Origin of the sequence: Jeongeupia naejangsanensis (assembly GCF_016865585.1) — a bacterium.
GTDB lineage: Bacteria > Pseudomonadota > Gammaproteobacteria > Burkholderiales > Chitinibacteraceae > Jeongeupia > Jeongeupia naejangsanensis.
In genome coordinates this window covers 1-24,174 of record NZ_JAESND010000001.1, presented here as the reverse complement: position 1 = coordinate 24,174, position 24,174 = coordinate 1, and the positions used below count along the sequence as shown (strand labels likewise).

18 protein-coding genes are annotated in these 24,174 nt (G+C 62.1%); 3 read left to right on the top strand and 15 right to left on the bottom strand.

Translation table 11 applies throughout. The annotated features are described in order from the left end of the window. Position 1: 1 nt before the first annotated feature. From JMJ54_RS00090 to JMJ54_RS00025, 14 genes are all read right to left on the bottom strand, one after another. Positions 2-394 (bottom strand): DUF2802 domain-containing protein, encoded by a 393-nt coding sequence (locus tag JMJ54_RS00090; RefSeq protein WP_203535922.1) that lies wholly within the window; start codon positions 392-394, stop codon positions 2-4. Between the two features lie 30 nt (positions 395-424). Continuing rightward, entirely contained in the window at positions 425-730 is a 306-nt protein-coding gene (locus JMJ54_RS00085) for a hypothetical protein (RefSeq protein WP_203535921.1), read from the bottom strand. Then, positions 723-1,181 carry a flagellar export chaperone FliS gene (gene fliS, locus JMJ54_RS00080; protein WP_203535920.1) on the bottom strand — a complete coding sequence of 153 codons (459 nt, stop codon included), beginning with the start codon at positions 1,179-1,181 and terminating at the stop codon, positions 723-725. Before fliS ends, JMJ54_RS00085 begins: the two co-directional genes overlap by 8 nt. Positions 1,182-1,207: 26 nt before the next feature. Then, positions 1,208-2,770 carry a flagellar filament capping protein FliD gene (fliD, locus tag JMJ54_RS00075; RefSeq protein ID WP_203535919.1) on the bottom strand — a complete coding sequence of 521 codons (1,563 nt, stop codon included), beginning with the start codon at positions 2,768-2,770 and terminating at the stop codon, positions 1,208-1,210. Positions 2,771-2,806: 36 nt separating this feature from the next. Continuing rightward, complete coding sequence (locus JMJ54_RS00070; protein WP_203535918.1) at positions 2,807-3,196, bottom strand: flagellar protein FlaG; 390 nt, start codon at positions 3,194-3,196, stop codon at positions 2,807-2,809. A gap of 74 nt (positions 3,197-3,270) precedes the next feature. Next, positions 3,271-4,779, bottom strand: coding sequence for a flagellin N-terminal helical domain-containing protein (locus JMJ54_RS19330; protein ID WP_203535917.1), 1,509 nt, complete (start codon positions 4,777-4,779; stop codon positions 3,271-3,273). Positions 4,780-4,882: 103 nt separating this feature from the next. Next, positions 4,883-5,611: an S-methyl-5'-thioinosine phosphorylase gene (locus tag JMJ54_RS00060; RefSeq protein ID WP_203535916.1), complete on the bottom strand. Its 729-nt coding sequence runs from the start codon at positions 5,609-5,611 to the stop codon at positions 4,883-4,885. Positions 5,612-5,731: 120 nt separating this feature from the next. Continuing rightward, entirely contained in the window at positions 5,732-6,610 is an 879-nt protein-coding gene (galU, locus tag JMJ54_RS00055; RefSeq protein WP_203535915.1) for a UTP--glucose-1-phosphate uridylyltransferase GalU, read from the bottom strand. A 257-nt stretch (positions 6,611-6,867) separates the two neighbouring features. Then, positions 6,868-9,270 carry an NAD-dependent DNA ligase LigA gene (gene ligA / locus JMJ54_RS00050; protein WP_203535914.1) on the bottom strand — a complete coding sequence of 801 codons (2,403 nt, stop codon included), beginning with the start codon at positions 9,268-9,270 and terminating at the stop codon, positions 6,868-6,870. A 69-nt stretch (positions 9,271-9,339) separates the two neighbouring features. Beyond that, positions 9,340-10,500, bottom strand: coding sequence for a cell division protein ZipA C-terminal FtsZ-binding domain-containing protein (locus JMJ54_RS00045; RefSeq protein ID WP_203535913.1), 1,161 nt, complete (start codon positions 10,498-10,500; stop codon positions 9,340-9,342). A 108-nt stretch (positions 10,501-10,608) separates the two neighbouring features. After that, a complete protein-coding gene (smc, locus tag JMJ54_RS00040; protein ID WP_203535912.1) occupies positions 10,609-14,112 on the bottom strand; it encodes a chromosome segregation protein SMC in 3,504 nt (1,167 codons plus the stop codon). Between the two features lie 55 nt (positions 14,113-14,167). Beyond that, positions 14,168-16,915 carry a M16 family metallopeptidase gene (locus JMJ54_RS00035; protein ID WP_203535911.1) on the bottom strand — a complete coding sequence of 916 codons (2,748 nt, stop codon included), beginning with the start codon at positions 16,913-16,915 and terminating at the stop codon, positions 14,168-14,170. 100 nt (positions 16,916-17,015) lie between these two features. Then, positions 17,016-18,101, bottom strand: a complete 1,086-nt coding sequence (gene apbC, locus JMJ54_RS00030; protein ID WP_203535910.1) for an iron-sulfur cluster carrier protein ApbC — start codon at positions 18,099-18,101, stop codon at positions 17,016-17,018. 165 nt (positions 18,102-18,266) lie between these two features. Further along, positions 18,267-20,456, bottom strand: coding sequence for a patatin-like phospholipase family protein (locus JMJ54_RS00025; RefSeq protein ID WP_203535909.1), 2,190 nt, complete (start codon positions 20,454-20,456; stop codon positions 18,267-18,269). An 82-nt stretch (positions 20,457-20,538) separates the two neighbouring features. Between JMJ54_RS00025 and JMJ54_RS00020 the strand changes: the two genes are divergently transcribed. The 3 genes from JMJ54_RS00020 to JMJ54_RS00010 all read left to right on the top strand — a co-directional run bounded on the left by JMJ54_RS00020 (position 20,539) and on the right by JMJ54_RS00010 (position 23,110). Beyond that, on the top strand, positions 20,539-21,213 hold the full coding sequence (locus JMJ54_RS00020) for a glycerophosphodiester phosphodiesterase (RefSeq protein WP_203535908.1): 675 nt from the start codon (positions 20,539-20,541) through the stop codon (positions 21,211-21,213). Positions 21,214-21,297: 84 nt separating this feature from the next. Next, positions 21,298-22,611: an anaerobic C4-dicarboxylate transporter family protein gene (locus JMJ54_RS00015; protein ID WP_203535907.1), complete on the top strand. Its 1,314-nt coding sequence runs from the start codon at positions 21,298-21,300 to the stop codon at positions 22,609-22,611. A 208-nt stretch (positions 22,612-22,819) separates the two neighbouring features. Then, the gene (locus tag JMJ54_RS00010) at positions 22,820-23,110 is read left to right on the top strand and encodes a hypothetical protein (RefSeq protein ID WP_203535906.1); all 291 of its coding nucleotides are present in this window, start codon (positions 22,820-22,822) and stop codon (positions 23,108-23,110) included. Between the two features lie 6 nt (positions 23,111-23,116). Here JMJ54_RS00010 and JMJ54_RS00005 read toward each other — a convergent pair whose 3' ends face one another. Next, positions 23,117-23,980, bottom strand: coding sequence for a L,D-transpeptidase (locus JMJ54_RS00005; RefSeq protein WP_203535905.1), 864 nt, complete (start codon positions 23,978-23,980; stop codon positions 23,117-23,119). Between the last annotated feature and the right edge of the window lie 194 nt (positions 23,981-24,174).

The following is a 24,174-nucleotide window of genomic DNA, read 5'->3' as shown; positions in this document are numbered from 1 at the left end:
GTTACTTGTGGCCCTGCTTGCGATACAGCGCGATGATCAGGTCCACCTCGCCGCGGGACAGGCCACAGACCGATGCAACCTGCGAGGCCTCGGCCCCCTGCCGCGCCAGCCGGATGGCGTGCGCGTAAGGCGATTCATCGCTCACCTCGACCACCGGCTCGGCACCGCTGGTCACCGGCTCGATCTGCTGCGCAGCAAGGCGGATCTTCAGCCGTTCGACTTCCTGACGCAGCGCCACCACCTCGACACGCAATGCAGTATCGGGCGCGCTGGCGTGTTTGGGCCACGACCAGCCATGACGCTTCAGGAAGAACAGCAACTGGGCAATATAAAACACGATCAGACCGAGGCTGACGTATAGCAGTTGCTGCCAGGTGATCAGGATGCCGTTCATGCTTGTTCCGCCACCCGCCACGGGGTGTTATCAGCGATAGGCTCGATTCAGTTTATCGGCGTTATGGACATTTTGCAGCGCGGCTTGGGATTCGTCGCGGGCTCGCCGGACTAGCGGCAGCAGCTCTTCCAGCATGGACTGCGATGCGGTCATCAGCGCAACGGCCTGTTGTCGTTGCGGCGAACCCGACCAATCCACCGACAGTTGCGCTGCAGCGGCCTCATCGTAACGCGCCAGCGCCAGCAGCAAGGCCTCGTCTTCCGGCGCCGTCAGGGCATCTTTTACCGCCAGCAGGCTGTCGTGCAGTGCCTGCAGGCGCGCCAGCGCGTCATGCACGGCCATAACTGAGCACGCTGGCAGAATCCGTACGCGGCGGTTCGGCCGCTTGCGCAGCCTGGGCCGCCGGATCGATGGCCTCCCAGGACTGCTTGAGCCCGGTCAGCAAGCCCAGCACCTCGTCGAACAGCGCCGCGTCGTTGCGCAAATTGGCGAGCAGCAACTGGGTGCTGATGTATTCGTACAGCGCATCCAGATTCTCGGCCAGCGCGCCGCCCTGCGTCTTGTCCAGCGACAGGCGCAAGCCGTCGTCGACGATCGCGATCGCCTTCGAGGTCGCAGCGCCCTTCTCCGCAATATTGCCGGCTTCCAGATGCACTTTTGCCATCATCGCGGATTTGATGGCCCCCTCGAACAGCATCGTCACCAGCCTGTGCGGGCTGGCAACATCCACGGCCATTTCGACCGACGTCTGACCGTAGGCGTTCAGCGCCTTTTTCAGTCCCATCATTCTTCGAACTCCTTACCGGTACGCGATCAGTTCGCCGACAGCGCGGCCAGCTGCGAAATCAGCGAATTGCTGGTTTGCTGCATCTTGGTCAGCGTCTGGTCGAGTGCGACATACTGCTTGCGGATCCGGGCCTCGGTTTCCGTGAGCTTGGCCGTCATGGCATCGCGCTGCTCGCTGAGCAGTTTGATGCTGCGGTTGATCCCGTCCGTGCGACTGTCGAGCGTCCCGCCCTTGGTCAGCATCTTGTCGAGCATGTCGTTGAGCTTGTAGCCGAAACTGCCCTGACTCGAATCCGGCGCCTTGGTCGGATTCTTGGTTTTGTCATAGGCACCGATAAACGTCAGGACCGAATCCAGGTTTTCGGTCACGGCCTTGTCCAGCTTGGTCGAATCGAGCGCCAGCTTGCCGTCCGACTGGAATGCGATGCCCAGTTGGGACATCGTCTTGATCGCCTGATCGCTGCCGCCAAACGCTTCGCCCAGCATGCTGCGCAACTGGTTCTGCACGCCGCGCACCGATGCATCGCCCTGCAGGATGCCGGAGGCCTTGGTATCGGCGTTGTAACCGGCCACCGACGTGATCGACGTCTGCACGTCGTTGTACGCCTTCACAAAGGCGCTCAATGCGCTTTTGATCGCACCGCTATCGCGTTGCGAGTTGATCTGGATCGGTGTCGACTTGTTGTTGGTGTCGGTTGTGGTCTTGAGCAGGGTAATCGTCAAACCGCCGACCACATCGGTCAGCGTGTTGCTCGCGCTGCTGACGTCGATCCCGTTGACCTTGGCTTGCGCGTTTTGCGCAAACCCGTCCTTCAGGATGGTGAACCCATTGGCGACCAGATTGCCATTGGCATCCGTGGTGCCACCATTGGGATCGAACGCGAGCTTGGAGAGATCGGAGGCCACTGTGGCACCGCCGGCATCCGTGGTTTCCACGCCGACCTTGAAAGCATAGTTTTCGCCGGTGTTCGCCCCGGTCATCACCAGCCGGACGCTATTGTCCGAGTCCTTGACGAGCGAGGCGGTCACACCCAGATCGCTCTGCTTGTTGATCGCATCACGCACTTCGCTCAGCGTGATTTGTCCGTCGCCATTGATATCGGAAATATCGACCGACTTGGCCGGTGCACTGGCGTTCGGCTTGAAGCCGTCGGTCGCCGCAGCATCGATCTTGCCGAAGGTGAAAGTCAGCTTGGCTTTCGCAACATCCGAACCCTTGGGCACCAGCACCTGATCACCGCTGGTGAACTGGCCGGCCTGACTCGTCAGGCGCTGCCGTTGCGCCAGCTTGAGCACGTCCAGCGAAAAATTGCCCAGATCGGCGGTATTGCTCGCCGTCACGGTGGCCACGTCGGTACCACTGGAGGTCGCCTTCACCCCGTTGAGCTTGTTGATGTCCATCAGCGCAGCAACGGTGCTCTGAAAGCTCGACAACGCGCCCTTGACCGTTCCCAGTGCACTCAATTGCGACTGAAAGCTCACTTCTTTCGTGTTCAGCTTGGCAATCGGTTGCTGCTCGATCTGCATCAGCTGACTGACAATCGAATTGATGTCCAGTCCGGAGCCACCGTTTGTGGTGATTGAGGCCATGGGATTTTCCTTGTAAGACGGTAAACGGGATCGGGCTTAAGCTTTGTCGCGCACCAGCAAACCTTGCAGCTTGTCGATTGTTTTGGCGATGTTCAAGGCTTCCTGCGTCGGAATCTGCCGGATCACTTCTTTCGAATGCGTATCGACGACCTTGACCACGGACAGCTGCGTATCGTCGTCGACACTGAACTCGATGCCGACCTTGGGCTGCATCGACTGCACGGTTTCATTCAGTTTCTTGACCGCATCTTCAACCGCAGCAGCCTGCTGCTTGGGCGTCGGCGCCTGTACGGCATCCGGACTGGCTGCAACAGCGCCGATGACGGACTGGTTGGCGGCGGCAATGTTCGCTGCCGGCTGCCGCGCATCATTCTGTGGTTGTAGCGGTGAGCTTTGGCTCAGGGGATTGATCGATGAAATCGTCATGGGTTCCCTCTCCTGCAAGAAGCCCCGGCACGCGGGCCGGGGCTTGTCAGTTTAACGTGAAGTCAAACCGAAGGTTAGCCACGCAGCAGGCTGAGTACTTGGTTCGGCAGCGCGTTGGCTTGTGCCAGCATCGCAGTACCGGCCTGTTGCAGCACCTGGTTGCGGGTCATGTTTGCGGTTTCGGAAGCGAAGTCGGTATCGCGGATACGGCTGCGCGAAGCGGACAGGTTTTCCGAAGTGCTTTGCAGGTTCGAGATCGTGTTCTCGAAGCGTGATTGCACTGCACCGAACTTGGCACGTTCGTTGTTGATCAGCGAGAGGGCCGAGTCAACGGTCTTCAGTGCCTGGGTTGCGTTGGCGAAGCTGGTGATGTCGAGCGACGACACCTTGTTCAGCGCCGAGTTGGTGGTGACTGCACCCACTGCGCCCAGGATGTTCGTGCCGCCAGCTGCTTGCACAGCCGAGAACGACTTTTCCGAGTCGAACGTGACTTGGCCGGTCACCAGCGTGCCGTCAGCCGTCGTATCGGCAGCGAGCGTGACTGCAGCGCCCAGCGCGGTGGTCTGGTCAGCCTTCAGTGCCTGAACTTGCGTCGTGCCGGCGTTGGCCACCGCGGTATCTTGCAGGCGGATGTTCTGGCCGGTTTCGCTGGTCAGCACGATGCCGGTGTTGTCAGCGTTCAGCGATGCGGTCACGCCGGTCTTGGCGGACTTGTCGTTGAATGCGGTCACTGCAGCGGACAGGCCGTCGGAGCCCGAAGCGGCCGACAGCGTGAACGACACGGTTTCAGCGGTCGAGTTGTCGCCGATGATCTTGAGGTTGTAGGCACCCGCTGCGCTGAAGGTCAGTTGCGCATCGGTACGTGCCGTCGCGGTCACGCCGGTCGAGTTCGATGCGTTGTTGACGTTCTGAGCGATGGTCTTGGCGCTGTCGCCTGCGGCAACGGCCACGGTCTTGCTACCGATGAAGCCGTTGATGTCGACGTTGCCAGCGGTTACCAGCGAAGCTTCGGCACCGGCCGCAGCCAGGGTGCTTGCACCCAGACCCGGGCCGGCCGAACCGACCTGGTTGTTACCGTAGTTGCTCGTGCGCAGGTTGGCGGCACTGGCGGAAATCGTCTGGTTGGCGTTGGCGCCGACCTGGAACTGGGCGGTACCGAACGAACCGTCGAACAGCTTCTTGCCGTTGAATTCGGTCGTGGTCGACAGACGGTCCAGTTCGGACACGAGCTGCGTCACTTCGTTCTGCAGCGACTGACGGTCGCTGGCCGAGTTGGTCGAGTTGGCCGATTGCACCGCGAGCTGACGGACACGTTGCAGCATGTCGCCAGCAGACGACAGCGCGCCTTCGGCCGTTTGCGACATCGAGATGCCGTCGTTGGCGTTACGCTTGGCTTGATCCAGGCCATTGATCTGGCTGGTCATGCGCTCCGAAATCGAGAGACCGGCAGCATCGTCCTTGGCGCTGTTGATGCGCAGACCGGACGAGAGGCGTTGCAGCGAGGTATTGAGGCTCGCCTGCGAGGTACCAAGGTTACGCTGCGAATTGAGCGAAGCAACGTTGGTGTTGATGACTTGAGCCATGATGTTTCTCCGATAGAGAGACGATATTTTTAGGAAGCCGGACCAGCGTTGCTGCGTCCTTGAACCACTTATCGTCGGGTTCCCGGAGAACTTTAGGGAATGCTCACATATTTTTTAGCAGCGTTTCCGCCGACGCCATTCCAAGCGCGAGCACTTGTGCCGCATCGGCCCGATTGACGCTGTCGGCACTCTCGGCAAGCCCGGCGGCGCGGTTCGCCACAACCGCCAGCATTGCATAGGGCACACCGCGCTCTCTGGCCAGCGCCGCCTCGGGCATCGCCGTCATGCCGACCATATCGGCCCCGTCGCGCTGAACCCTGCGCACTTCGGCCGCCGTTTCCAGTCGCGGCCCTTGCATGCAGGCATAGACACCACCGTTGACGACGGAAGTCCGGCCCCGCTTTGCCGCCTGCACAAGCACCTTGCGGAGTGCCTCGTCGTACGGCTCGGTAAAGTCGACATGCGTCACCACCCTGTCGCTGCCATCGAAAAACGTGTGCTGGCGCCCCCAGGTGTAGTCGAGCAACTGATCCGGCAACACCAGTACGCCAGGTCGAAGTTGGGACCTGATTCCCCCGACCGATGCAAGCGCGACAATCCCGGTCACGCCCTGCTCGGCCAGCGCCCAGATGTTGGCGCGGTAATTGATGCGATGCGGCGGAATCGTGTGACCATAGCCATGTCGCGCAAGGAAGACGCAAGGCCGATCACCAAGCACCCCGAAAACCAGGGGACCGGATGGCTCACCATAGGGCGTGCGCACCACCAGCCGGCGCGACACCTCCAGCCCCGACAACCAGGTTGCGCCGGTACCGCCGAGAATAGCCAGCATGATTTCCCCTAGCCGGCGCGGCGAAACGGCACCGGTCCTTCCATCATATGCACGGACTGACAGCCATAAAAAAACAAGGCGACCCGAGGGCCGCCTTGTTTTACTCATCGCTACCGGACATCAAGCCTTGGGCAAGGTGAAGCGGCTCAGGTATTCGGCAAACTCCCCACCCACTTCCGGGTGCTTCAGCCCGTAGGCAAGCGTCGCCTTCAGATAACCCAGCTTGGAACCGCAGTCATAGCGCGTCCCCTTGAGCTTGTGCGCCAGGATGTGCTGCTCCTGCATCAGCGCGAAAATGCCGTCGGTAAGCTGGATTTCCCCGCCCTTGCCCGGTTGCACGTGCTGCAGGTGATGGAAAATCCGCGGAGTCAGAATGTAGCGACCAACGACGGCCAGCGTCGACGGTGCCTCTTCCGGCTTCGGCTTTTCCACAATATTGTTGATGCGCAGGCGGCCATTGTTGTCGTCGACCGCCACGATACCGTACGAGCTGGTTTCTTCGCGCGGCACTTCCTCGACGCCGAGCACGGCGCAATGCGTATCGCCGAACACTTCGACCATGCGCGCCATTTCGGACGTCGCACCGCCATCGATCAGGTCGTCGGCCAGAATGACCGCGAACGGCTCGTCCCCCACCACCGGCTCGGCGCACAGCACTGCATGGCCAAGACCCAGAGCTTCCGGCTGGCGGATATAGATGCACGTCACCGATTTCGGAATGATCGAGTGGACGATATCGAGCAGCTTCTGCTTGCCCTTGGCTTCAAGTTCGCTTTCGAGCTCGTACGCCTTGTCGAAGTGGTCTTCGATATTGCGCTTGTTGCGACCGGTGATGAATACCATCTCGGTAATGCCGGCATCCAGCGCCTCTTCGACCGCGTACTGGATCAGCGGCTTGTCGACGACCGGCATCATTTCCTTCGGGCTGGCCTTGGTTGCAGGCAGGAAACGGGTTCCCATGCCGGCGACCGGAAAGACGGCCTTGCGAATTTTCTGCATTGAAGTTGCTCCTTTGTGATTGTTATCCGGCGTCAGAAAGCCAAGCCGCAGCGCAGCCCCCATCACCTGGTCGGACTGGCGCAGACCCAGTTCATCGGGCCACTGGGAGACGGCGGATCTCCCCAGGCCCAATGCATCGGCAAGCCGGCTCTGGGTTCCAAAAAGGCGAAGGGCTTCGGATTTGCGCATCGAATCATTGTTCAACAAATTAAACAGGCAAATCAAGCACAAAAAACAACCGTTGCACGTTCAGATAATTAAACACCATTCAGCAAAGCCCGCAGACCTGCCTCATCCAGCACAGCGACGCCAAGCGACTCGGCCTTGGCCAGCTTCGATCCAGCAGCCTCACCGGCGACAACATAATCGGTTTTCTTCGACACACTCCCCGACACCTTGCCGCCTGCCGCCTCGATCATCGCCTGCGCTTCGTCGCGCGTCAGGCCCGGCAACGTGCCGGTCAACACCAGTGTTTTACCGGCCAGCACGCCAGCCGCGGCCTCATCAACCTCGGGCAGCGCGGCCAGCAAGCGCTCGCGCTCGGCATCCAGCGCCTGCAAGCGCTCGGCCCCACCCGTGACAATCCAACCCTGCAACTGCGCCGCGCCATCAGCGGTCAGACCGCAGTCCTGCAGTCGCCCCACACCAAACCCGACCAGCTCGACCAAGGACTGGAGGTGCCCGGCCAGCGGCGCAGCGCGCGCAGCGGTCAGCTTCGGCACGTCCAAAGCCACCAGCAAGGGCGCCAGTGCCAGCGCGTCGCGCAGAGCGGTATTCGGAGCACGCTCACCCTGCAGCACCACGCCAGCCGCCAGCAAGGCATCGACTGCTTGCTGGTTGTGGGCCTCGGCGAAAAAGCCGGCAATCGCTTCGGCCACGGTCGCGCCGACATCAGGCAACTGGCGCAGCACCGCGGCGGAGCTGCTCCGGATCAGCGCCAGATTGCCCAACCAGTCGGCCAGCGTCTTGGCGGTCGATTCACCGACGTGGCGAATACCGAGCGCAAACAGAAAACGCGACAGCGGCGGCATCTTGCTCGCCGCAATGCCGGCCAGCAGGTTCTCAGCCCACTTGGTCGTCACCTGACCGGCCTTGACCGCTTCCGGCACCACGCCGTCGCGCTCGTCGGCGCGTCGCTTCATTTCCAGCAGGTCGGCCAGCGTCAGGCGATACAAATCGGCGATGCCGTGGACATAGCCGAGATCGACCAGATTGTCGATGTAACGCTCGCCCAGACCTTCAATATCCATCATGCGCCGACCGGCAAAATGGCGAATCGCCTCCTTGCGTTGCGCCGAACAGAACAGCCCGCCCGAGCAGCGGGCAATCGTTTCACCCTCTTCGCGCACCACGTGCGAACCGCACACCGGGCAGGCCTTGGGCAGCTCGAAAGGGGCGTACTGCGGTTGCTGCGCAGGCGAAAACAGGTCACCTCCCGGCGCATCGACCATGGGTCGACGCTCGAGCACGACGCCGACCACTTCGGGAATCACGTCGCCCGCACGCCGGACGATGACGGTATCGCCGACCCGCACATCCTTGCGGCGGACCTCGTCCTCGTTGTGCAGCGTGGCGTTGGTGACGGTCACGCCACCGACGAAGACCGGCTGGAGTCGCGCCACCGGCGTGATCGCGCCAGTCCGGCCAACCTGCACGTCGATCGCCTCGACCGTGGTCAGCATTTCCTGAGCAGGAAACTTGTGCGCAACCGCCCAACGCGGTTCGCGGCTGCGAAAGCCCAGCTCCTGCTGCAGTGCCAATGCGTCGACCTTGTAGACCACGCCATCGATATCGAAGGGCAGCGCCTCCCGCAACCCGGCCACCCTGTCGTGGAACGCGGCCAGACCGGCACCGCCCTGCGCACGAGCCCGCTCGGCACAGACCGGCAATCCGAACGCGCCCAAGGCATCAAGCAGCCCCGAGTGCGATTCAGGCGCCGCATGCCAGCCCGAGACCTCGCCCACGCCATAAGCAAAGAACGACAGTGGCCGCGTCGCAGCAATCGCGGGATCAAGCTGGCGCACCGCACCCGCCGCCGCATTGCGCGGGTTGACGAAGGTCTTGGCCCCTGCAGCAAGTTGTCGCTCGTTCATTGCGTCGAAGTCGTCACGACGCATATAGACCTCGCCACGCACTTCGAGCAGCGGCGGCGCATCACCGAACAGCCGCAACGGAATCTGCCCCACGGTACGGATGTTCTGCGTCACGTTCTCGCCGGTCACGCCATCCCCCCGCGTCGCCGCGCGCACCAGCACACCGGATTCGTAGCGCAAGCTGATCGCCAGACCGTCGAATTTCAGCTCGGCCACGTAGTCGACCGGCGGATCAGCTTCGCCAAGCGCCAGCTCCTTGCGCACGCTGGCATCGAACGCCAGCGCCCCCTGGGCCGTGACATCCGTCTCGGTGCGAATGGACAGCATCGGCACCGCATGCTGCACCGGCTCGAATTGCGGCAAAGGCTTACCACCAACACGCTGCGTCGGCGAATCGGCCGACCGCAGCGCCGGGTGAGCAACCTCGATGGCTTCAAGCTCGCGGAACAGCCGGTCGTACTCACCATCAGGCACACTCGGCGCATCGAGCACGTAGTACTCGTGGCCATAACGATGCAGGAGCGCACGAAGCTCGACGGCACGGGAAGCGGGATCGGAAACGGTCATGATGTCTGGTCCTGAACGAAAAACGCCGCTGTCGGACAGCGGCGCATTCGGTTTACAGAAGAAAGCGGGTCATGCAAACAAACGCAATGCCGCCATCGATCCCGGCGCGATGCCGCGATCATCCATCTGCGCATAGATATTGGTCAGCTGTCGGCGAATGTTGGCAATGCTACCCGGCGCCAACGGACGACCGGAGTCGTCCACCAGATCGCCTGCCAGCAGGTTGGCCAGTTGCTGGGCCACGTCGCTCAGGTGATCGAACACCGGCAGCCCGCCGGCAACACGCGGCACGTCGAACAGGAAGGTCAGCCCGTCACTGGTATTGCCGAACGGACTCTGGTCCTGATTGACCAGCGAAAACAGTGCCTTGCCCGACTCGCTGCGATAGTGGAACAAGCCGTCGGTACCGCGCGCCAAACCGGCCTGCTCGGCAAAAGCGCGCACACGCTCCATCGGGAACGGCTTGCCCTGGCTGATGACATTCATGCCGATCAGCACGTCGACCGACGCGCAGAACTCGTCCAGATCCTTGGCCGCACCCAGCTTGCCGGAACGCTGCGGGAAGGTCACCACCGCCTCGTGCTCGTCGGCGAACTGCTGCACCGCCATGCAGAAAGCATTGAGCTGCTCCTGCGTCAGCGGTCCCTGACGGTCGGCCAGCTGCAGGCCGGCGCGCAACTCGGTGTAGCGGCTGGTACTGCGGCCGTTGACGACTTCCCACTGACCGGTCTCGGTCAAACCCAGCACCATCACGCGCTTGGAAGCCGGGAATTGCGGTACTTCGGCAGCCGGGATCGGCTCGGCAGCATGCACTTCGGCGATGAAGTCGAGCGAGGCATCAAGCTGGCTGGTTGCAAGCACTTCGACGTCCTGCAATTCGACCTGCTTGACCGTCACCTTCGGTTCCGGCGCGCGGACCGGTTCCGCCACCTCTTCGAACGACGGCAGGTCGTCGTCAACCTCGACCTCGGGCACATCGAGCTGCGGCTCGCGACGCACGGGCGTCACCGCCGGCGCGGCAACCGGCTCGATCATCGGCTCAAGCCGCTGACCACTTGCCGCAGGGCGGACCATGTTCTTTTGCGTTTCAAGCAGCACATCGGGCTGGTTCTGCGCAAAGGCACGCTGCGCCTGCTTGCGATAACGGTGCTCCTGCCACCAGTTGAAGGCATAGACGGCCGCAACGATGGCGCCCCCCGCGATCAATGAACCCAGCTGTAAATCTGTCATGGTCTTCTGCACGTAAGCCGTCGCAGTGGCAACGGATGGATTATTCCGAATTTGACCCGGGCGATTCAAGCCCACGGTTTACACTTGCTCTTTGCAAGATTTCTTGTTTCATACCGTAAGCGCTGCATCCCGCATCGTCAGCGCTTGCTGGATATCCACCGCCACGACCCGCGAAACGCCCTGTTCCTGCATGGTGACGCCGACCAACTGCTCGGCCATCTCCATGGTCAGCCTGTTGTGACTGATATAGAGGAATTGCGTCCGCTCGGCCATTTTTTTGACCAGATCGCAGAAACGCAAGGTGTTCGCGTCGTCCAAAGGCGCGTCGACCTCGTCCAGCAGGCAAAACGGCGCAGGATTCAAACTGAATAGCGAGAATACCAGACTCAGCGCAGTCAGGGCCTTTTCGCCCCCCGAAAGCAAATGAATGGTGCTGTTCTTTTTACCGGGCGGCTGAGCCATGATTTGTAAGCCGGCATCGAGAATTTCATCCCCCGTCAGGTGCAGCTCGGCATGGCCGCCACCAAACAGCGCCGGAAACAACGCCTGCAAATTGGCATTGACCGTATCGTAGGTCGATTGCAGCAATGCACGCGTTTCCCGATCGATTCGCCGAATGGCGGATTCCAGCGTTTCGATTGCCGACAGCAAATCAGCAGATTGCGCATCCAGATAGTCGGCACGGGTTTTCGCTTCCTGCAATTCGAGCAACGCGGCCAGATTCACCGGCCCCAAGGCATTCAGGGCCTGGCTCAACCGGCCGATCTCGCTCAACAGCGAGGATGCCTTGGCGCCCGTGCCCAAACGCAAAACCAGCGCCGCCTCGTCCGCCCCCGCCTCGACCAGCTCACCGGCGTAGCGCTCAAAGGTCAGGCGCGCTTCCTGCTCCTTGAGCTTCAGCACTGAAATCGCCTCCCGGGACGGCTCCAGCCCCTGCTCGATGACCTGCTTGTCCGCCTCGCGCTCCCGCTGGGTATGCACAATGCCGTTCAACGCATCCCTTGCTTCTGCCAGTCGTCGTTCTGCCTCGATACGAAGATCGACAGCCTGCTGCACATCACCATCCGAGACCGTTTCAGCAGTGCTTTCCAGTTCGCGCTGGTACGCGGCGAGGCGTTCACCGAGCAAGTCGGCCTGTTCGGTCAACGCCGCCGACCGTCGCGCCAGCTCGCCAAGACGATCGCGTGCGCTCTGCGCGGCGAAACGGTCCGCCTGCAACTGGCGTTCGGTCTGGCGCAAACGTTCGCGCTGCGTTGCAAGTGCGGCATCGGCTGCAGCGCGGGACTGCATCGCCCGCTCAACTTCAGCCTGCAACGGCGCAGCGGCAACGTCCGCCTCCGCCAGCGCCTGAACCGCCTGCCGACGCTCGACATCGTTCTCGGCGATCTGCACAAGCAACTCGGCGAGTGCATCGGATGACGCTTCCCGGCGCAACCGGGCTGCCAGTGCATCCGCCTCTCGCGCAGCCAGCGCCCGCTCCAGACCGGCCAGATGTTGCGACGCGGTCAATTGCTGTTGCTGCAACGCACGCAATGTCGCTTCCCGATCTGCGACACGCGGCGCCACCACGTCAATCTCTGCCTGGACCGCCGCCAGCGCAGGCGTCAGCTCGGCCAACGCCTCAGACGCGGCATCCAGTGCCAGCTTGCGATGCACCGCCCCCTGCCCGCCGCCGGCCGCGGCAAAATACGCCACCGACACGGCCGTAATGATGTGGCCTTCCGGCGTCACCCAGCGTGCACCCGCCGGTAACTGTCGCCGCCGGGCAATTGCCAGCTCAACAGAGTCGGCGCGGTACACGCCGTGCAGCAGGACAGCGAGTGAAGCCGCAAGTCCAGCATCGTGCACCCTGACAGCCGCTACCAATGGCACCTGATCAGCCTGCGACTCAGGCTGAAGCACGGCTTTCGTGGGCTCCAGCATCGACAAGGCGGCCGGCGCGGCGACGGCAGGCAAGGCTGTCGCAATCCGGCCGTTCAGCATCTCGCCGAGCAGGACCTCAACTGCCGTTGCCCACACCGGATCGATGTCGAGTTGCGACAACAGCGTCGGCGCATCGCGCAAACCCTGCAGATCAAGCCAGTGCGCCAGCGCGGTATCGTCCTGCACCGGAGAATCGGCCTCCAGTGCAGCCATCCGCGCCGCAGCGTCGGTACGTGCGAGCATCAGGCGCTCGCGCTCGGCATGCAGGTCAGCCAGTACACCCCGCTCGTGTTCCTGCGCTTCGTCCTGCAATTCGATCGCCAGCGTCCGGTCCTCGATACCAACCCGCGCGGCATCGGCTTCACAGCGTAATGCCTCAATGTCCGCAGCGTGGTCATCTGCAGCGTTTACCAGCTCCGAATCCAGCCGGGCTTTGCGCGCAGCCAGCGTCGCAGCGGCCTTGTCCGCTTGCTGCATTTGCTGCTGTGCCAGGCGCTGCGAGGCCTGCGCCACGGCTTGCGCGTCGCGCAATGTCTGCAAGGCGGCATCCTGCGCGCGCAATGCTGACTCAAGCTCGGGTTGCTGCCGCATTTCGTCGTCAAAGCCGATCGCGGCTTCCTCGACGGTCAGCAAGGCATCATCCCGCTTCTGTTGCCACAGCGCGGCATCGTCGTCACAAGCAATACGCTGCAATTCGACTTTGGCCAGTTCGTCGCGACCAAGCGCAAGCTGTTGCTGCAAGCGCTCGCGCGTTTGCCGCACATGCAGCAGCTGCTGCTCGTACCGCGCCACAACGGCATTCGCATCAAACAGGGCCACTTGCGCGCCGTGCACGCTGTCGGTCGCATCGGCATGGCGCTCTCGCAGCGCTTCGATCTCGGCCTCGTGACTGCGTACCATCGCAATTCTGGCGTCGAGCGCGGCCTGGGCTGCGGCGATGGCGACGCGCGCCTGATCCAGCTCCGATTCGGCATCGCGCTTGCGCTGCAAGGCCAGCAGTTGCTGCTTTTCGGTAATCAGAGCCTGCAGGCGCTGGTATTCGCTCGCAACCTCGGCCTGTTCGCCCAGCTTTTCGACCTGCGTCGCCAGCTCGCGGCGGATGTCGTCAAGTCGGGCCAGATTGTCGCGCGTGTCGGCCAGACGCGACTCGGTCTCGCGCCGCCGCTCCTTGTACTTGGAGACGCCGGCCGCCTCTTCGAGAAAATGCCGCAACTCTTCGGGCTTGGCCTCGATGATGCGGCTGATCATGCCCTGCTCGATGATCGCGTAGCCGCCCTTGCCCACACCGGTCCCGAGGAACAGGTCGGTAATGTCGCGGCGGCGCACGGCAAGGTTGTTGATGTAGTAATCCGAATCTCCCTGCCGGGTCAGCACGCGCTTGATCGAAATCTCGGCGTACTGCGACCATTGTCCGGCCGCCAGCCCCTCGCGATTGTCGAACACCAGTTCGACCGAGGCCCGGCTGACCGGTTTGCGGCTGGTCGAGCCGTTGAAGATCACGTCCTGCATCGACTCGCCGCGCAGCTGCTTCGCCGACGACTCGCCCAGCACCCAGCGCACCGCGTCGATCACGTTCGACTTGCCGCAACCGTTCGGCCCGCACACCGCGACCAGCTGGCCCGGCACGTGGATCGTGGTCGGGTCGACGAAGGACTTGAATCCGGCAAGTTTGATGTGGGTAAGGCGCACGCGGGACTCCAGACGGAGCCCCGATTGTAACGGCCTGCGCCGCCGCGGCACAGGCTCAGATCTGCGGGTTCGGACTCAACCGGCCGATGGTCATGCCGGACTCGGAAAGCCATCGCCGCGCACCGTCCTGCAAGGCAGCAGCATCGACAGTGTCGACCGCCTTGTATACCGCATCGACGTCCGACATCGGCAAACCTGCGGCGTCGTTGGTCAGCATGCGCCAGCACAGCATCGCGGGCAGATCAAGCTCGGCGCGAGCCTCTCGCAGCACGATGCGCCGGGCCGTTTCCAAATCGCGCGTGCCGACCGGTGTTTCACGCAGCGATGCAAACACGCTGCGAACGTCGTCCATCGCCTTGCCTTCCTGGCGCGGGTCGACGTCGAAGCCGACGACCAGCTGGGCGAACTGCGCCGAACCGGGCAACAGCTGGTAGGCAACGGTCGGCAAGTAACTGATGCCCCCCTCGTCGCGCAGCTTCAGACGCAACCGCTCTTCGAGCACCGTTTTCAGCAGCCAGCCCTGCGCGATCACCGCCGGCGACCACGATTGGCGCGTATTGAACTCGACCCGCACATAGCTGTTGCGCCGGGTGGTATCGGTTTCCTGTACATCGCCACCGGCCGCAGCCTTGACCTGCGCGATCGTCGTCGGCACCACGTCATCCCGCCGGGGCAGATTGGCGAGCCATTTTTCAAGCAGCGGCTTGATCGCATCCGGATCGAAATCGCCGACAAGGCCGAACGTGAATCGCGACGGATCGGCATAGAGCTGTCGCACGACCTGTTCGAGACTGCCGTTCTGGTAATCGTCGTACCAGCGCGGATTGGCGAACTGCAGGCGGTAGTCATCGGGGAAGGCCGCATTGCGCATGTCCTGGTACAGCAGCTTCGCCATGCTGTTGAGCGGCGTATCCTGTTTGATCAGCTCGTCTCGTCCCCAGCCGCCAAGGCGGTCCTTCCTCGGGTCGCGGTTGAAGCGGTGATGCAGCTCGGCCAGCACCGTCGGCAGCCCGGATTGCAGCCCACTGCCGTAAAAACCGAACCACTCCTGTTCGACCGAGGTCGCAAGGCTCACGCCATCGGCCAGCCGGATTCGTGCGATCTCCGATTGCGGCAACAGCGCCACCGTCATGCCGGCAATTGCCGAAGGTGCGACCAGCGCCGCCGCGTACTGCGATTCGCCGAACTGGAACTGTCCGCCCATCGCGCCGAAACGGAAATACACCAGCCCGTCGCCGCGGAGCATCGGACGCAGCAGCACCTTGACGCCATTGGACAAGGTCAGCGCCTCGATCTCGCCGCTGCGTTGTACGCTGACAATCTTTCCCGGCTCGGCCTTCGGGCCGGGAAAAGCGAGCGCAGCATAGTCGCCGAAGGCGGCCGGCTGCGGCCCGGGCTTGAAGTCCTTGTACCAGCCGAGCACGGTGTCGCGATCGGGCAGCTGCTTGATGTACTTCGACTGATACGCAAACTGCAGGTAGCGTGGCCGGGCCAGCGCGTCGGCCAGCATGGCCGACAGCGCCTTGGCATCGACCGAATCGACCGCCTTGCGCAACTCGGGCATTTCGGTCCGGCTGTCGCTCCACGGGTGCTGGCCGAGCGCCGCCAGCGCCAGCAGATCGGCCTCTGCCTTGGCGCGGCCGCGATCGTTGGCGTGCCACTGGACCACGGTGCCGATGTATTCGCGCTTGAGCTGCGCCAGCGTCCTGTCGTCGAGCGGCTGCGCGACGAACGCCGCCAGCTGCCCTTCGAGATTCAGCAACTGCTGACGGCTATCCAGCCGATCGTAGTGCTTGCCGAACTCCGGCATCAGCCGGTAGCCGAAGTTCAGGATGGGCTGGCCGTCGTCGCGCCAGCGCCAGTCGATCTGGTAGTCCACGCCGCGCTGCGCCAGCCTTTGCTTGAGCGCGTACTTGAGTAAGGACGCCGTATAGCTCAGGCGGACACCTTCGGCACTGCTGAAGTCCGGACGCGGAAACGAGAGCCCCAGATTCGCCCAGTCGTTCATGCCGTCGTCGACGAGGGTAACGGTGTATGCCAGCGACGTCGAAGCCGGCATGGGCGCGCGCAACTGCTCCTGCTTGCCGTCGATCTTGGGCCACAGGCCGGCAAACTGCGTGCGCAGTTGCGACTCGACCCGGCCGGGGTCGATGTCGCCGGCGACCACGACGGCCATCCGTCCAGGGGTGTACAGGCGCCGGTAAAGCGCGCGCAGCGCATCCGCCGGCATGGCAGCTACCGAATCGGGCGTGCCGTAAGACCACGATTCGACCCCTGTGCCCTGCTGGTACAGCGCTCGTTCCTGCACCCAGAAGCGCAGCCACGGATTGTTCTGCCGGCTACGCAACTCCTCGGCAACAATCTTGCGCTCGGCATCGAGCGTGGCGGGGTCGAAGCGGATGCCCGCGGCAATGCCGGCGAGCACCCTGAGCCCGACGCCCACACCAGCAGCGTCGCCATGCGGAAATGCCAGCTGGTACTGCGTAGCCGACGGCGAAGTCCAGCCGTTCAGATGCTCGCCGAAGCGGAAGCCCTGCGTGCGCAGATACGGCACCAGCGTACCGCTCGGATACGCGTCGGTATCGCGGAACGCCATGTGTTCGATCAGGTGCATTCCGCCCTCGAGCCCGGCGTCGGCGACGTCGATTTCACCGGCGTTGACGACCAAGCGGAACTCGACCTCGCCGGCCGGCTGGTCGGTATGCCGGATCGCATACTTGAGCCCGTTGTCGAGCACGCCAATCCGATCGACAGCCTGCGCCAGCCCGGCACAACACACGAGCATCCAGAACAATATCCGCATTGCCAGCATCCTCCGTTATGCAAACGGAGAATCATACTTTGCGAGAAAGCTTCAACCGATAGTCAATGAAAGAATTTGATTGACCCAGGGCAAGCACACATCACTTCTGGATGACGATCTTCGGGAACTTGGCCGAGAAATCCTGCGCCCGCGCCGCCACGCCGATCGCGACCTTGCGGGCGATAGCCTTGTACAACGCGGCAATGGCGCCGTCCGGATCGGCGGCGACGCTGGGTTTGCCGGCATCGACGCTGGTGCGGATCGACAGATCCAGCGGCAGCTTGCCCAGCAACGACACGCCGTAGTCCTCGCCCATTTTCTCGCCGCCACCTTCGCCGAAAATCGGTTCGATGTGGCCGCAGTTCGAGCACACGTGCGTACTCATGTTCTCGACGATGCCAAGGATGGGTACGCCGACCTTTTCGAACATCTTCAGCCCCTTGCGCGCATCCAGCAGTGCGATGTCCTGCGGCGTGGTCACGATCACCGCACCGGTCAGCGGCACCTTCTGGCTCAGGGTCAGCTGGATGTCACCGGTTCCCGGCGGCAGATCGATGACCAGATAGTCGAGATCGTCCCACAGCGTGTCGTTCAGCAGCTGCTGCAGCGCCTGAGTGACCATCGGGCCACGCCAGACCATCGGCTGCTCCGGATCGATCAGGAAGCCGATCGACATCGTCTGTACGCCGTAACTCACGATCGGTTCGATGTGCTTGTTGTCCGGCGACTGCGGCTTCTGGTCGGCAACGCCCATCATCAGCGGCTGCGACGGGCCGTAGATATCCGCGTCAAGCAGACCGACCCGCGCCCCTTCGGCCGCCAGTGCCAGCGCCAGATTGACCGAGGTGGTCGACTTGCCGACGCCGCCCTTGCCACTGGCCACGGCGATGACGTTCTTGACGTTCTTGAGCAGCGGTACGCCCCGCTGCGCGGCGTGCGACACCACCTGGCTGCGCACCGTCACGTTCGTCCCATTTACACCGTCCACTGCGGACAGCGCGGCTTCGAACTGGCTGCGAATCGCATCGAACTGGCTTGCAGCCGGGTAACCGAGCAGCACGTCGGCATGGGCCTGACCGTCGATCAGCTCAAGACGCTTGATGCATTTGCCGGCGAGATAGGTCTTGCCGGTGTTCGGATCGACAAGTGCCGCGACGGCGGCTTGCAGCAGTTCTGGATTGGACATCGAGGGACTTCCTTCGCGCGCGGCGCCAAAAAGGCGGGAGATGAACGACATGATGAACCGGCCCGCAGGCCATGGTTGACTGGAATAGTCGGCTATTTTCGCGGATCGGCGACCGAAAAACAAACGCCCCGCGCAGGCGGGGCGTCGGAATCAACCGCAAGATGCTCAGTATGGATTGCCCAGCATCACGTAGAAGCGCGCTTTCTTGTTGTCGCCATAGGCGCCGGCGACATAAAACGGCCCGAGGAAAGTATCCATGCCGATGAAAGCGGTAGCCGAAGTATGCAAATCGTTCTGGGAGTTGTCGACGGCATCGAACAGCTGGCCGACTTCGAGTGCCCCGCCAATGTAGACCTTGCTGTCCGGCACCAGGAAAGACAGCGGGTGGTACAAGGCAATCCGGCCATAGGCCATCGAATCGCCAATGATTTCCTGATAACCGTAGCTGGACAGGTTCATGAAGCCGCCCAGCCATTGCAGGTCGTTCAGTTCATCATCACTCCCGCCTTCCTGCATCACGCCATGCAGACGCACATGACCGCCGAAACTGCCTAGCTTGAATCCCTTGACCAGCGTTGCGGTGACCTGTGTGTAGGGGTCGAACTTGCCCGATTCGGAGCTCCCGTTCACCGACTGATAAACAGTCGCATTGAAAAGCGTGCCTTCGGTCGGGAACGCCAGACTATCCAGCTGATCGTAATAGAGCCGCAGCCTCACCCCCCAGTCCTGCTGACTGAAGTTCTCCAATGCATCGTTTTCGTCGGGAAGGAAGCCGATATCACGCGCGCCGCGATAATTGTTGTACGCGAAGCCAACCCGGACCTCGCCATACTTGCCGTAGCCGGAGCCGATATCCAGCCCGGCCCTTTCCCTGCGGTACTTGTATTGCGCCACCTTGGTGCCGTCGAGCCAGACATCGACAGGCTGATTGTCTGCGCTGAAATACGGGGAAACGAAGGCGTAGCCGTCCAGCTGCAACGGTTGATAGAACTCGGTCGCGAACTGGGTGTGATCACCGAGCCGGATCAGTGACGTCCACTCGCCACCCAGACTGTTGATCCAGGTCCGGCGATAGCGCGCGGTCAGGCTGTAGCGATTGTCGGTATCGAAGTCGGTACTCAACGCCAGCCCGAGATTCAGATAGTTGGGACCCCAGCTCTTCTCGACCGGCGTCAGCCGGAACATCTGGCCGCTATTGGTATCAAGCAGTTCGTAATCGAGCTGCGAGAAATCCCCGCGGGCATAGGTCTTGGTCAGCCTCTCGTTCAGGTCGGCATTGTTCAACGGCTTGCCCGGTGCGACATCCAGTGCGCCCTTCAAGACATCCGGATTCACGAAATCCAGCTTGGCGACCTGCACCTCGTTGATGGGCTTGGGGACCAGTTGCTTGGCCTGCCGCGCCAGGGACCATTCACGAAATGCGGGCGCCGGCAATGCATACCGCTGCAGCTCCGGCAGATGCATTAGCGCTGCAGCCTCGCCGTTCTCGATCAGCTGCTTGGCCTTGGCAAAATCCGAGCTCGACAGTTTGTCGAGTTGCGGCGTGATCAGGACGTCGCTGCCGCTATGGAGGCTGGCGATCTGCGGACGCTGGTTCTGCAGGATCATCAGTCGCGTGTACTGGTCGGCGACTGAAAACAGGTTGTCGATTTCGGCGCTTTTGAGCGGCGGCGAAGCGACGTCGACCGCGATAACGACGTCGGCACACAACTTGCGTGCAACATCGATACCCATGTTGCGCGAAAGCCCGCCATCGACCAGCGTATGGCCCTCGATCGGCACCGGCGGAAACACCCCCGGCACCGCCATGCTCGCCCGCATCGCGCTGACGATGTCCCCATCCCGGAGCACGACCATCTCGCCGTTTTCTAGGTCGGTCGCGATGGCCCGAAACGGGGTCGCCAACTGATCAAAGTTGGCGACCGTGCCACCGTAGGTCAGCTCGCGCAGAAAGTATTCGACCTTCTGGGTGCCGATGGCCGCCCGCGGAAATGCAATTGTCCCGTTGTCACGCAACCCCAGCTCGATGGGTACGTCGCCGACCCGATCAAGCTCCTTCTGGCGGAACGACAAGTTCTGCCTCGGCAGACTGCCGCTCAACAGCGAATCCCAGTCCGCCTTTTCGCTTTCGGCAATCAGTTCTTCCGGCGTCCGCCCCGCAGCATAGCTACCCGCCACCAACGCACCGATGCTGGTTCCGACGATGCAATCGATCGGCACGCGCGCATCCTCGAGTGCCTTCAGAACACCGATATGCGCCAGACCGCGCGCCCCGCCACCACCCAGCACCAAGCCGATCCGGGGGCGCGCGTTGTCGGCAGCGGCAGCGGCAGCAACGGCGAAGCTTGCAGTCAAGCAAACCATTACTCTGGATACGGAACGCCGCATTCAATCCCTGCTAAATTGCTTGTATCTCAATATTCTATACGGTCAAAGCATGCAACTCATCGCTCACCGCGGCCTGGCGCGCACCGTACCGGAAAACACACTTGCCGCATTTGCTGCGGCGCTATCCAGCGGCTTTGACGGACTGGAAACCGACATTCGCCTCTGTGCGGATGGCGAGGCGGTTTTATGCCATGACCGTATTACGCCCAATGGTGCGCCCGTCGCCAGCCTGACGCGCAAGGCATTGTCGCATCAACTCGGCTATCTGGTCCCTACCCTGGCAGAAGCACTGGATGCGTTCCCCGAGGCGCTCTGGAATCTGGAGATCAAATCACCGGACGCGATCAAAACGGCGTTCGAGATCATTGCCGCCTCACGGCACACGCCGCGGATACTGCTCTCGTCGTTCAGGCACGATATCGTGCTCGCGGCCGCTGAACTGCTGAAGGTCGATTGCGCACTGCTTGTCGCCCACCACCCGGCTTCGCTTGCCGGGCTGGTACAGCAGGCGCTACCGCACGAACGGCTGCGCAGCATCGTCTGGGACTTTGAAATCATCGACACCGCATTGCTGGAACAAGCGGCCGATCTGGGTTTTCGCAGTTATGTCTACGGCGCACACACACAGTACGAGCACGCTTTCTGCCGCGACTATCAGGTCAGCGGCATCATCACCGACCACCCCGAGTTCGTGGGTCTGACCCCGGTACCCGCGCTGCAATAAGCGGCAAAACGTCAAGCGTAATCAGGCATTGCGCCCGGCGACGGCAAACGGCATCATGCCGCCGCCCTTTTCCCGGATTTTTCCATGCTTCTGCTCGAATTTGCCGTCGTACTCGCTGCCATCCTGATCGGTGCCCGCCTCGGCGGGATCGGCCTCGGCGTCATGGGCGGATTGGGGTTGGCAGTACTGACGTTCGCGTTCGGCCTGAAGCCGGCCACCGCTCCGGTCGACGTCATGCTCATGATCGTGGCAGTCATTACAGCTGCTGGCTGCCTCCAGGCAGCAGGCGGCATGGACTATCTGGTACAGATCGCAGAGAAATTGCTGCGGCGGCACCCGAAGCGAATCACCTGGTTTGCACCGCTCGTCACCTACACGTTCACACTCTTTGCCGGCACCGGCCATGTCGCCTATTCGGTGCTACCGGTGATCGCGGAAGTTGCGCGCGAATCCGGCATCCGGCCAGAACGGCCACTCTCGATCAGCGTCATCTCGTCGCAAGCGGGCATCACAGCCAGTCCGATTTCAGCGGCGACGGTAGCGCTGCTGTCGCTTCTCGCTCCGGCAGGCGTCCACCTGTCGGACATCCTGATGATTGCGATTCCGGCCACTCTGTGCGGCACGCTGGTCGGCGCCTTTGTCGCCAGCCGCCTTGGCGTCGAACTGGACCAGGATCCGGTCTATCTGGCCAGACTCGCCGCCGGCGATGCTCAACCCTCGAGCAAGGCCGCCAACCTTGAACTCCCTGCCTCGGCCAAATGGTCGGTGTGGATTTTTCTCGCCGCTGCATTCTCGGTCGTCTTGCTCGGCTCGTTCCCGACACTGCGGCCGGCATGGGAAAGCGGCAATCAGATTGTGCGGCTGGATATGGCACAGGCCATCGAAATGGTCATGCTCTCGGCCTCAGCCCTGATTTTGCTGACCAGCAAAGTCAATCCGGAGCTCGTCATTCGCGGCAGCGTATTCCGCGCAGGCGCGGCGGCGGTAATCGGGATTTTCGGGGTCGCCTGGATGGGTGACACCTTCATTCAGGGCAATATGGGGTTCTTTGCGGACAACATCCAGTCTGCCGTCACTACTGCACCCTGGCTGTTTGCGCTGGCACTCTTCGCCATGTCGATCCTGCTCTACTCGCAGGCCGCCACCATCCGGGCATTGATGCCGCTGGGCCTGGCACTTGGCTTGCCTGCACCTGCGTTGATTGCGATGTTTCCGAGCGTCAATGGCTACTTCTTCATTCCGAACTACCCGACCGTGATTGCCGCGATCAACTTCGATCAGACCGGCACCACGCGCATTGGCCGCTGGCTGCTCAACCACAGCTTCATGCTGCCCGGCCTGACCTGCTCGATTGTCAGCGTCGGCAGCGGTTTTCTGCTCAGCCATTTTCTGATGTGACTGCGTGACGCCGGGTTTTTGTAAAAAAATCACGCACTTGAAGGTAAATCAGCCATCGCCCCCGTGAGCGCTGAACCGGATGATAAGGGCTTGTAAACATCGCCGAACACACAGCCCACCGGCTGCTGCAATGTGACGGCGCACAGTTTTCGGGACCCTTATGCGGACAACTCCAGCCTCATCGCCACGCATCCCCAGGCCATCCAACGTGTTGCAGCTTGCGGGGCTTGACCTGCGCGCTTCCGACTCCGCTTTCAGCGAAGCCGATTTCGGACAGCGGCTCCAGTCCAAATTGGGGCTGGTTTCTGCCACGGACGCAAAGGCAGACAGCATCGACCAAGCGAGCAGCGACTGGTCAGACCGGTTGATCTTCACCCTGATGCACAACGTCAATCGGCAGCGAAGTAACGAACCTGCCGCCAGAAGCCGCCAACTGCTCAGCGACACCTACCAGAACGCGTTTTTCACCGAGACGCAAAGCCGGCATGCACTCGCCTGAGCAAACCTAAAGCGTGTAGCGATAACGTCTGACTGGTCCGATTTCGCTGGCCAAAGGCTCACTTACTGGCACCCAGTGCGTTGTGGGCCGAGTCAATGCAATGACATCCAGGTGGCACCACCCAAGCGCGCGCGCCTCGTCGACCAGCACAGCCAGCAAACGATCGATCTTCCAAACGCCCTGGTCGCTCACCCGCAGCCAGGCCGTACCGCCAGCAAGCCCCCCCATACCCTCGCAACACCCCTGCGGCTGCCATAGCGCAAATGTCCGACCGACAGTGAAGCATCCGCTGTTCGCGACAGGGCTGACCGGACCAGGCAAGGCCCACGCTTTCCAGTCCTCCGAACCGATTTCAGCACGTACTGGATAGACAGGCCAATCGGCATCGTCCGGCGGAACAATATCCACCTCGACGCCCGGCTTCACCATTTCAAACAGCGCCACCAGATCTGCATTGCGCATCCGGATACACCCATGCGAGGCAGGAAGACCCATCGGCTCACTGTCGGGCGTGCCATGAATGTAGATGTAGCGCGCCATCGTATCGACGCCCCCCAAGCGATTGAAACCCGGAACCTCGCCAGAAAGCCAGATGATACGAGTCAGAATCCAATCGCGCTCGGGGTGCGCAGCAGCAAGGTCAGCTGAATACACCTCACCAGTCGGACGGCGCGCACGAAATACCGCCCCAACCGGCGCATCAGCCCCGATCACCGCCCGTATGACGTGGGCCCCGCGGGGGGTTTGAAAGCTCCCACGCCTCTCTCCTGCACCATTGAGCGCAGTGGAGACATGAAACTGCTTGAGTACAAAACCCGCAGCATCAATGAGGCTCAGTTGCTGCGAGATGAGGTCGATTACGATACGCATACCCGAATGGTGCCACGACCTCCAATCCGGGAAAACCTTCCGTGACTTGTTGCGTACTGCACCGCATCAAAGCAAAAACCCCCTGCAGCGTAGCTGCAGGGGGTTTGCATTGGGAGTCTGGCGATGACCTACTTTCACACGGGAACCCGCACTATCATCGGCGCTGAGTCGTTTCACGGTCCTGTTCGGGATGG

What these genes read in the sequence shown, in the direction of transcription:
- JMJ54_RS00020 (WP_203535908.1), top strand. Translation starts at nt 20,539, where the DNA reads ATGCAACTCATCGCTCACCGCGGCCTGGCGCGCACCGTACCGGAAAAC.
- JMJ54_RS00015 (WP_203535907.1), top strand. Translation starts at nt 21,298, where the DNA reads ATGCTTCTGCTCGAATTTGCCGTCGTACTCGCTGCCATCCTGATCGGT.
- fliD (WP_203535919.1), bottom strand. Translation starts at nt 2,770, where the DNA reads ATGGCCTCAATCACCACAAACGGTGGCTCCGGACTGGACATCAATTCG.
- JMJ54_RS00045 (WP_203535913.1), bottom strand. Translation starts at nt 10,500, where the DNA reads ATGACAGATTTACAGCTGGGTTCATTGATCGCGGGGGGCGCCATCGTT.
- galU (WP_203535915.1), bottom strand. Translation starts at nt 6,610, where the DNA reads ATGCAGAAAATTCGCAAGGCCGTCTTTCCGGTCGCCGGCATGGGAACC.
- JMJ54_RS00005 (WP_203535905.1), bottom strand. Translation starts at nt 23,980, where the DNA reads ATGCGTATCGTAATCGACCTCATCTCGCAGCAACTGAGCCTCATTGAT.
- JMJ54_RS00035 (WP_203535911.1), bottom strand. Translation starts at nt 16,915, where the DNA reads ATGCGGATATTGTTCTGGATGCTCGTGTGTTGTGCCGGGCTGGCGCAG.
- fliS (WP_203535920.1), bottom strand. Translation starts at nt 1,181, where the DNA reads ATGATGGGACTGAAAAAGGCGCTGAACGCCTACGGTCAGACGTCGGTC.
- JMJ54_RS00090 (WP_203535922.1), bottom strand. Translation starts at nt 394, where the DNA reads ATGAACGGCATCCTGATCACCTGGCAGCAACTGCTATACGTCAGCCTC.
- ligA (WP_203535914.1), bottom strand. Translation starts at nt 9,270, where the DNA reads ATGACCGTTTCCGATCCCGCTTCCCGTGCCGTCGAGCTTCGTGCGCTC.
- apbC (WP_203535910.1), bottom strand. Translation starts at nt 18,101, where the DNA reads ATGTCCAATCCAGAACTGCTGCAAGCCGCCGTCGCGGCACTTGTCGAT.
- JMJ54_RS19330 (WP_203535917.1), bottom strand. Translation starts at nt 4,779, where the DNA reads ATGGCTCAAGTCATCAACACCAACGTTGCTTCGCTCAATTCGCAGCGT.
- JMJ54_RS00070 (WP_203535918.1), bottom strand. Translation starts at nt 3,196, where the DNA reads ATGACGATTTCATCGATCAATCCCCTGAGCCAAAGCTCACCGCTACAA.
- JMJ54_RS00060 (WP_203535916.1), bottom strand. Translation starts at nt 5,611, where the DNA reads ATGCTGGCTATTCTCGGCGGTACCGGCGCAACCTGGTTGTCGGGGCTG.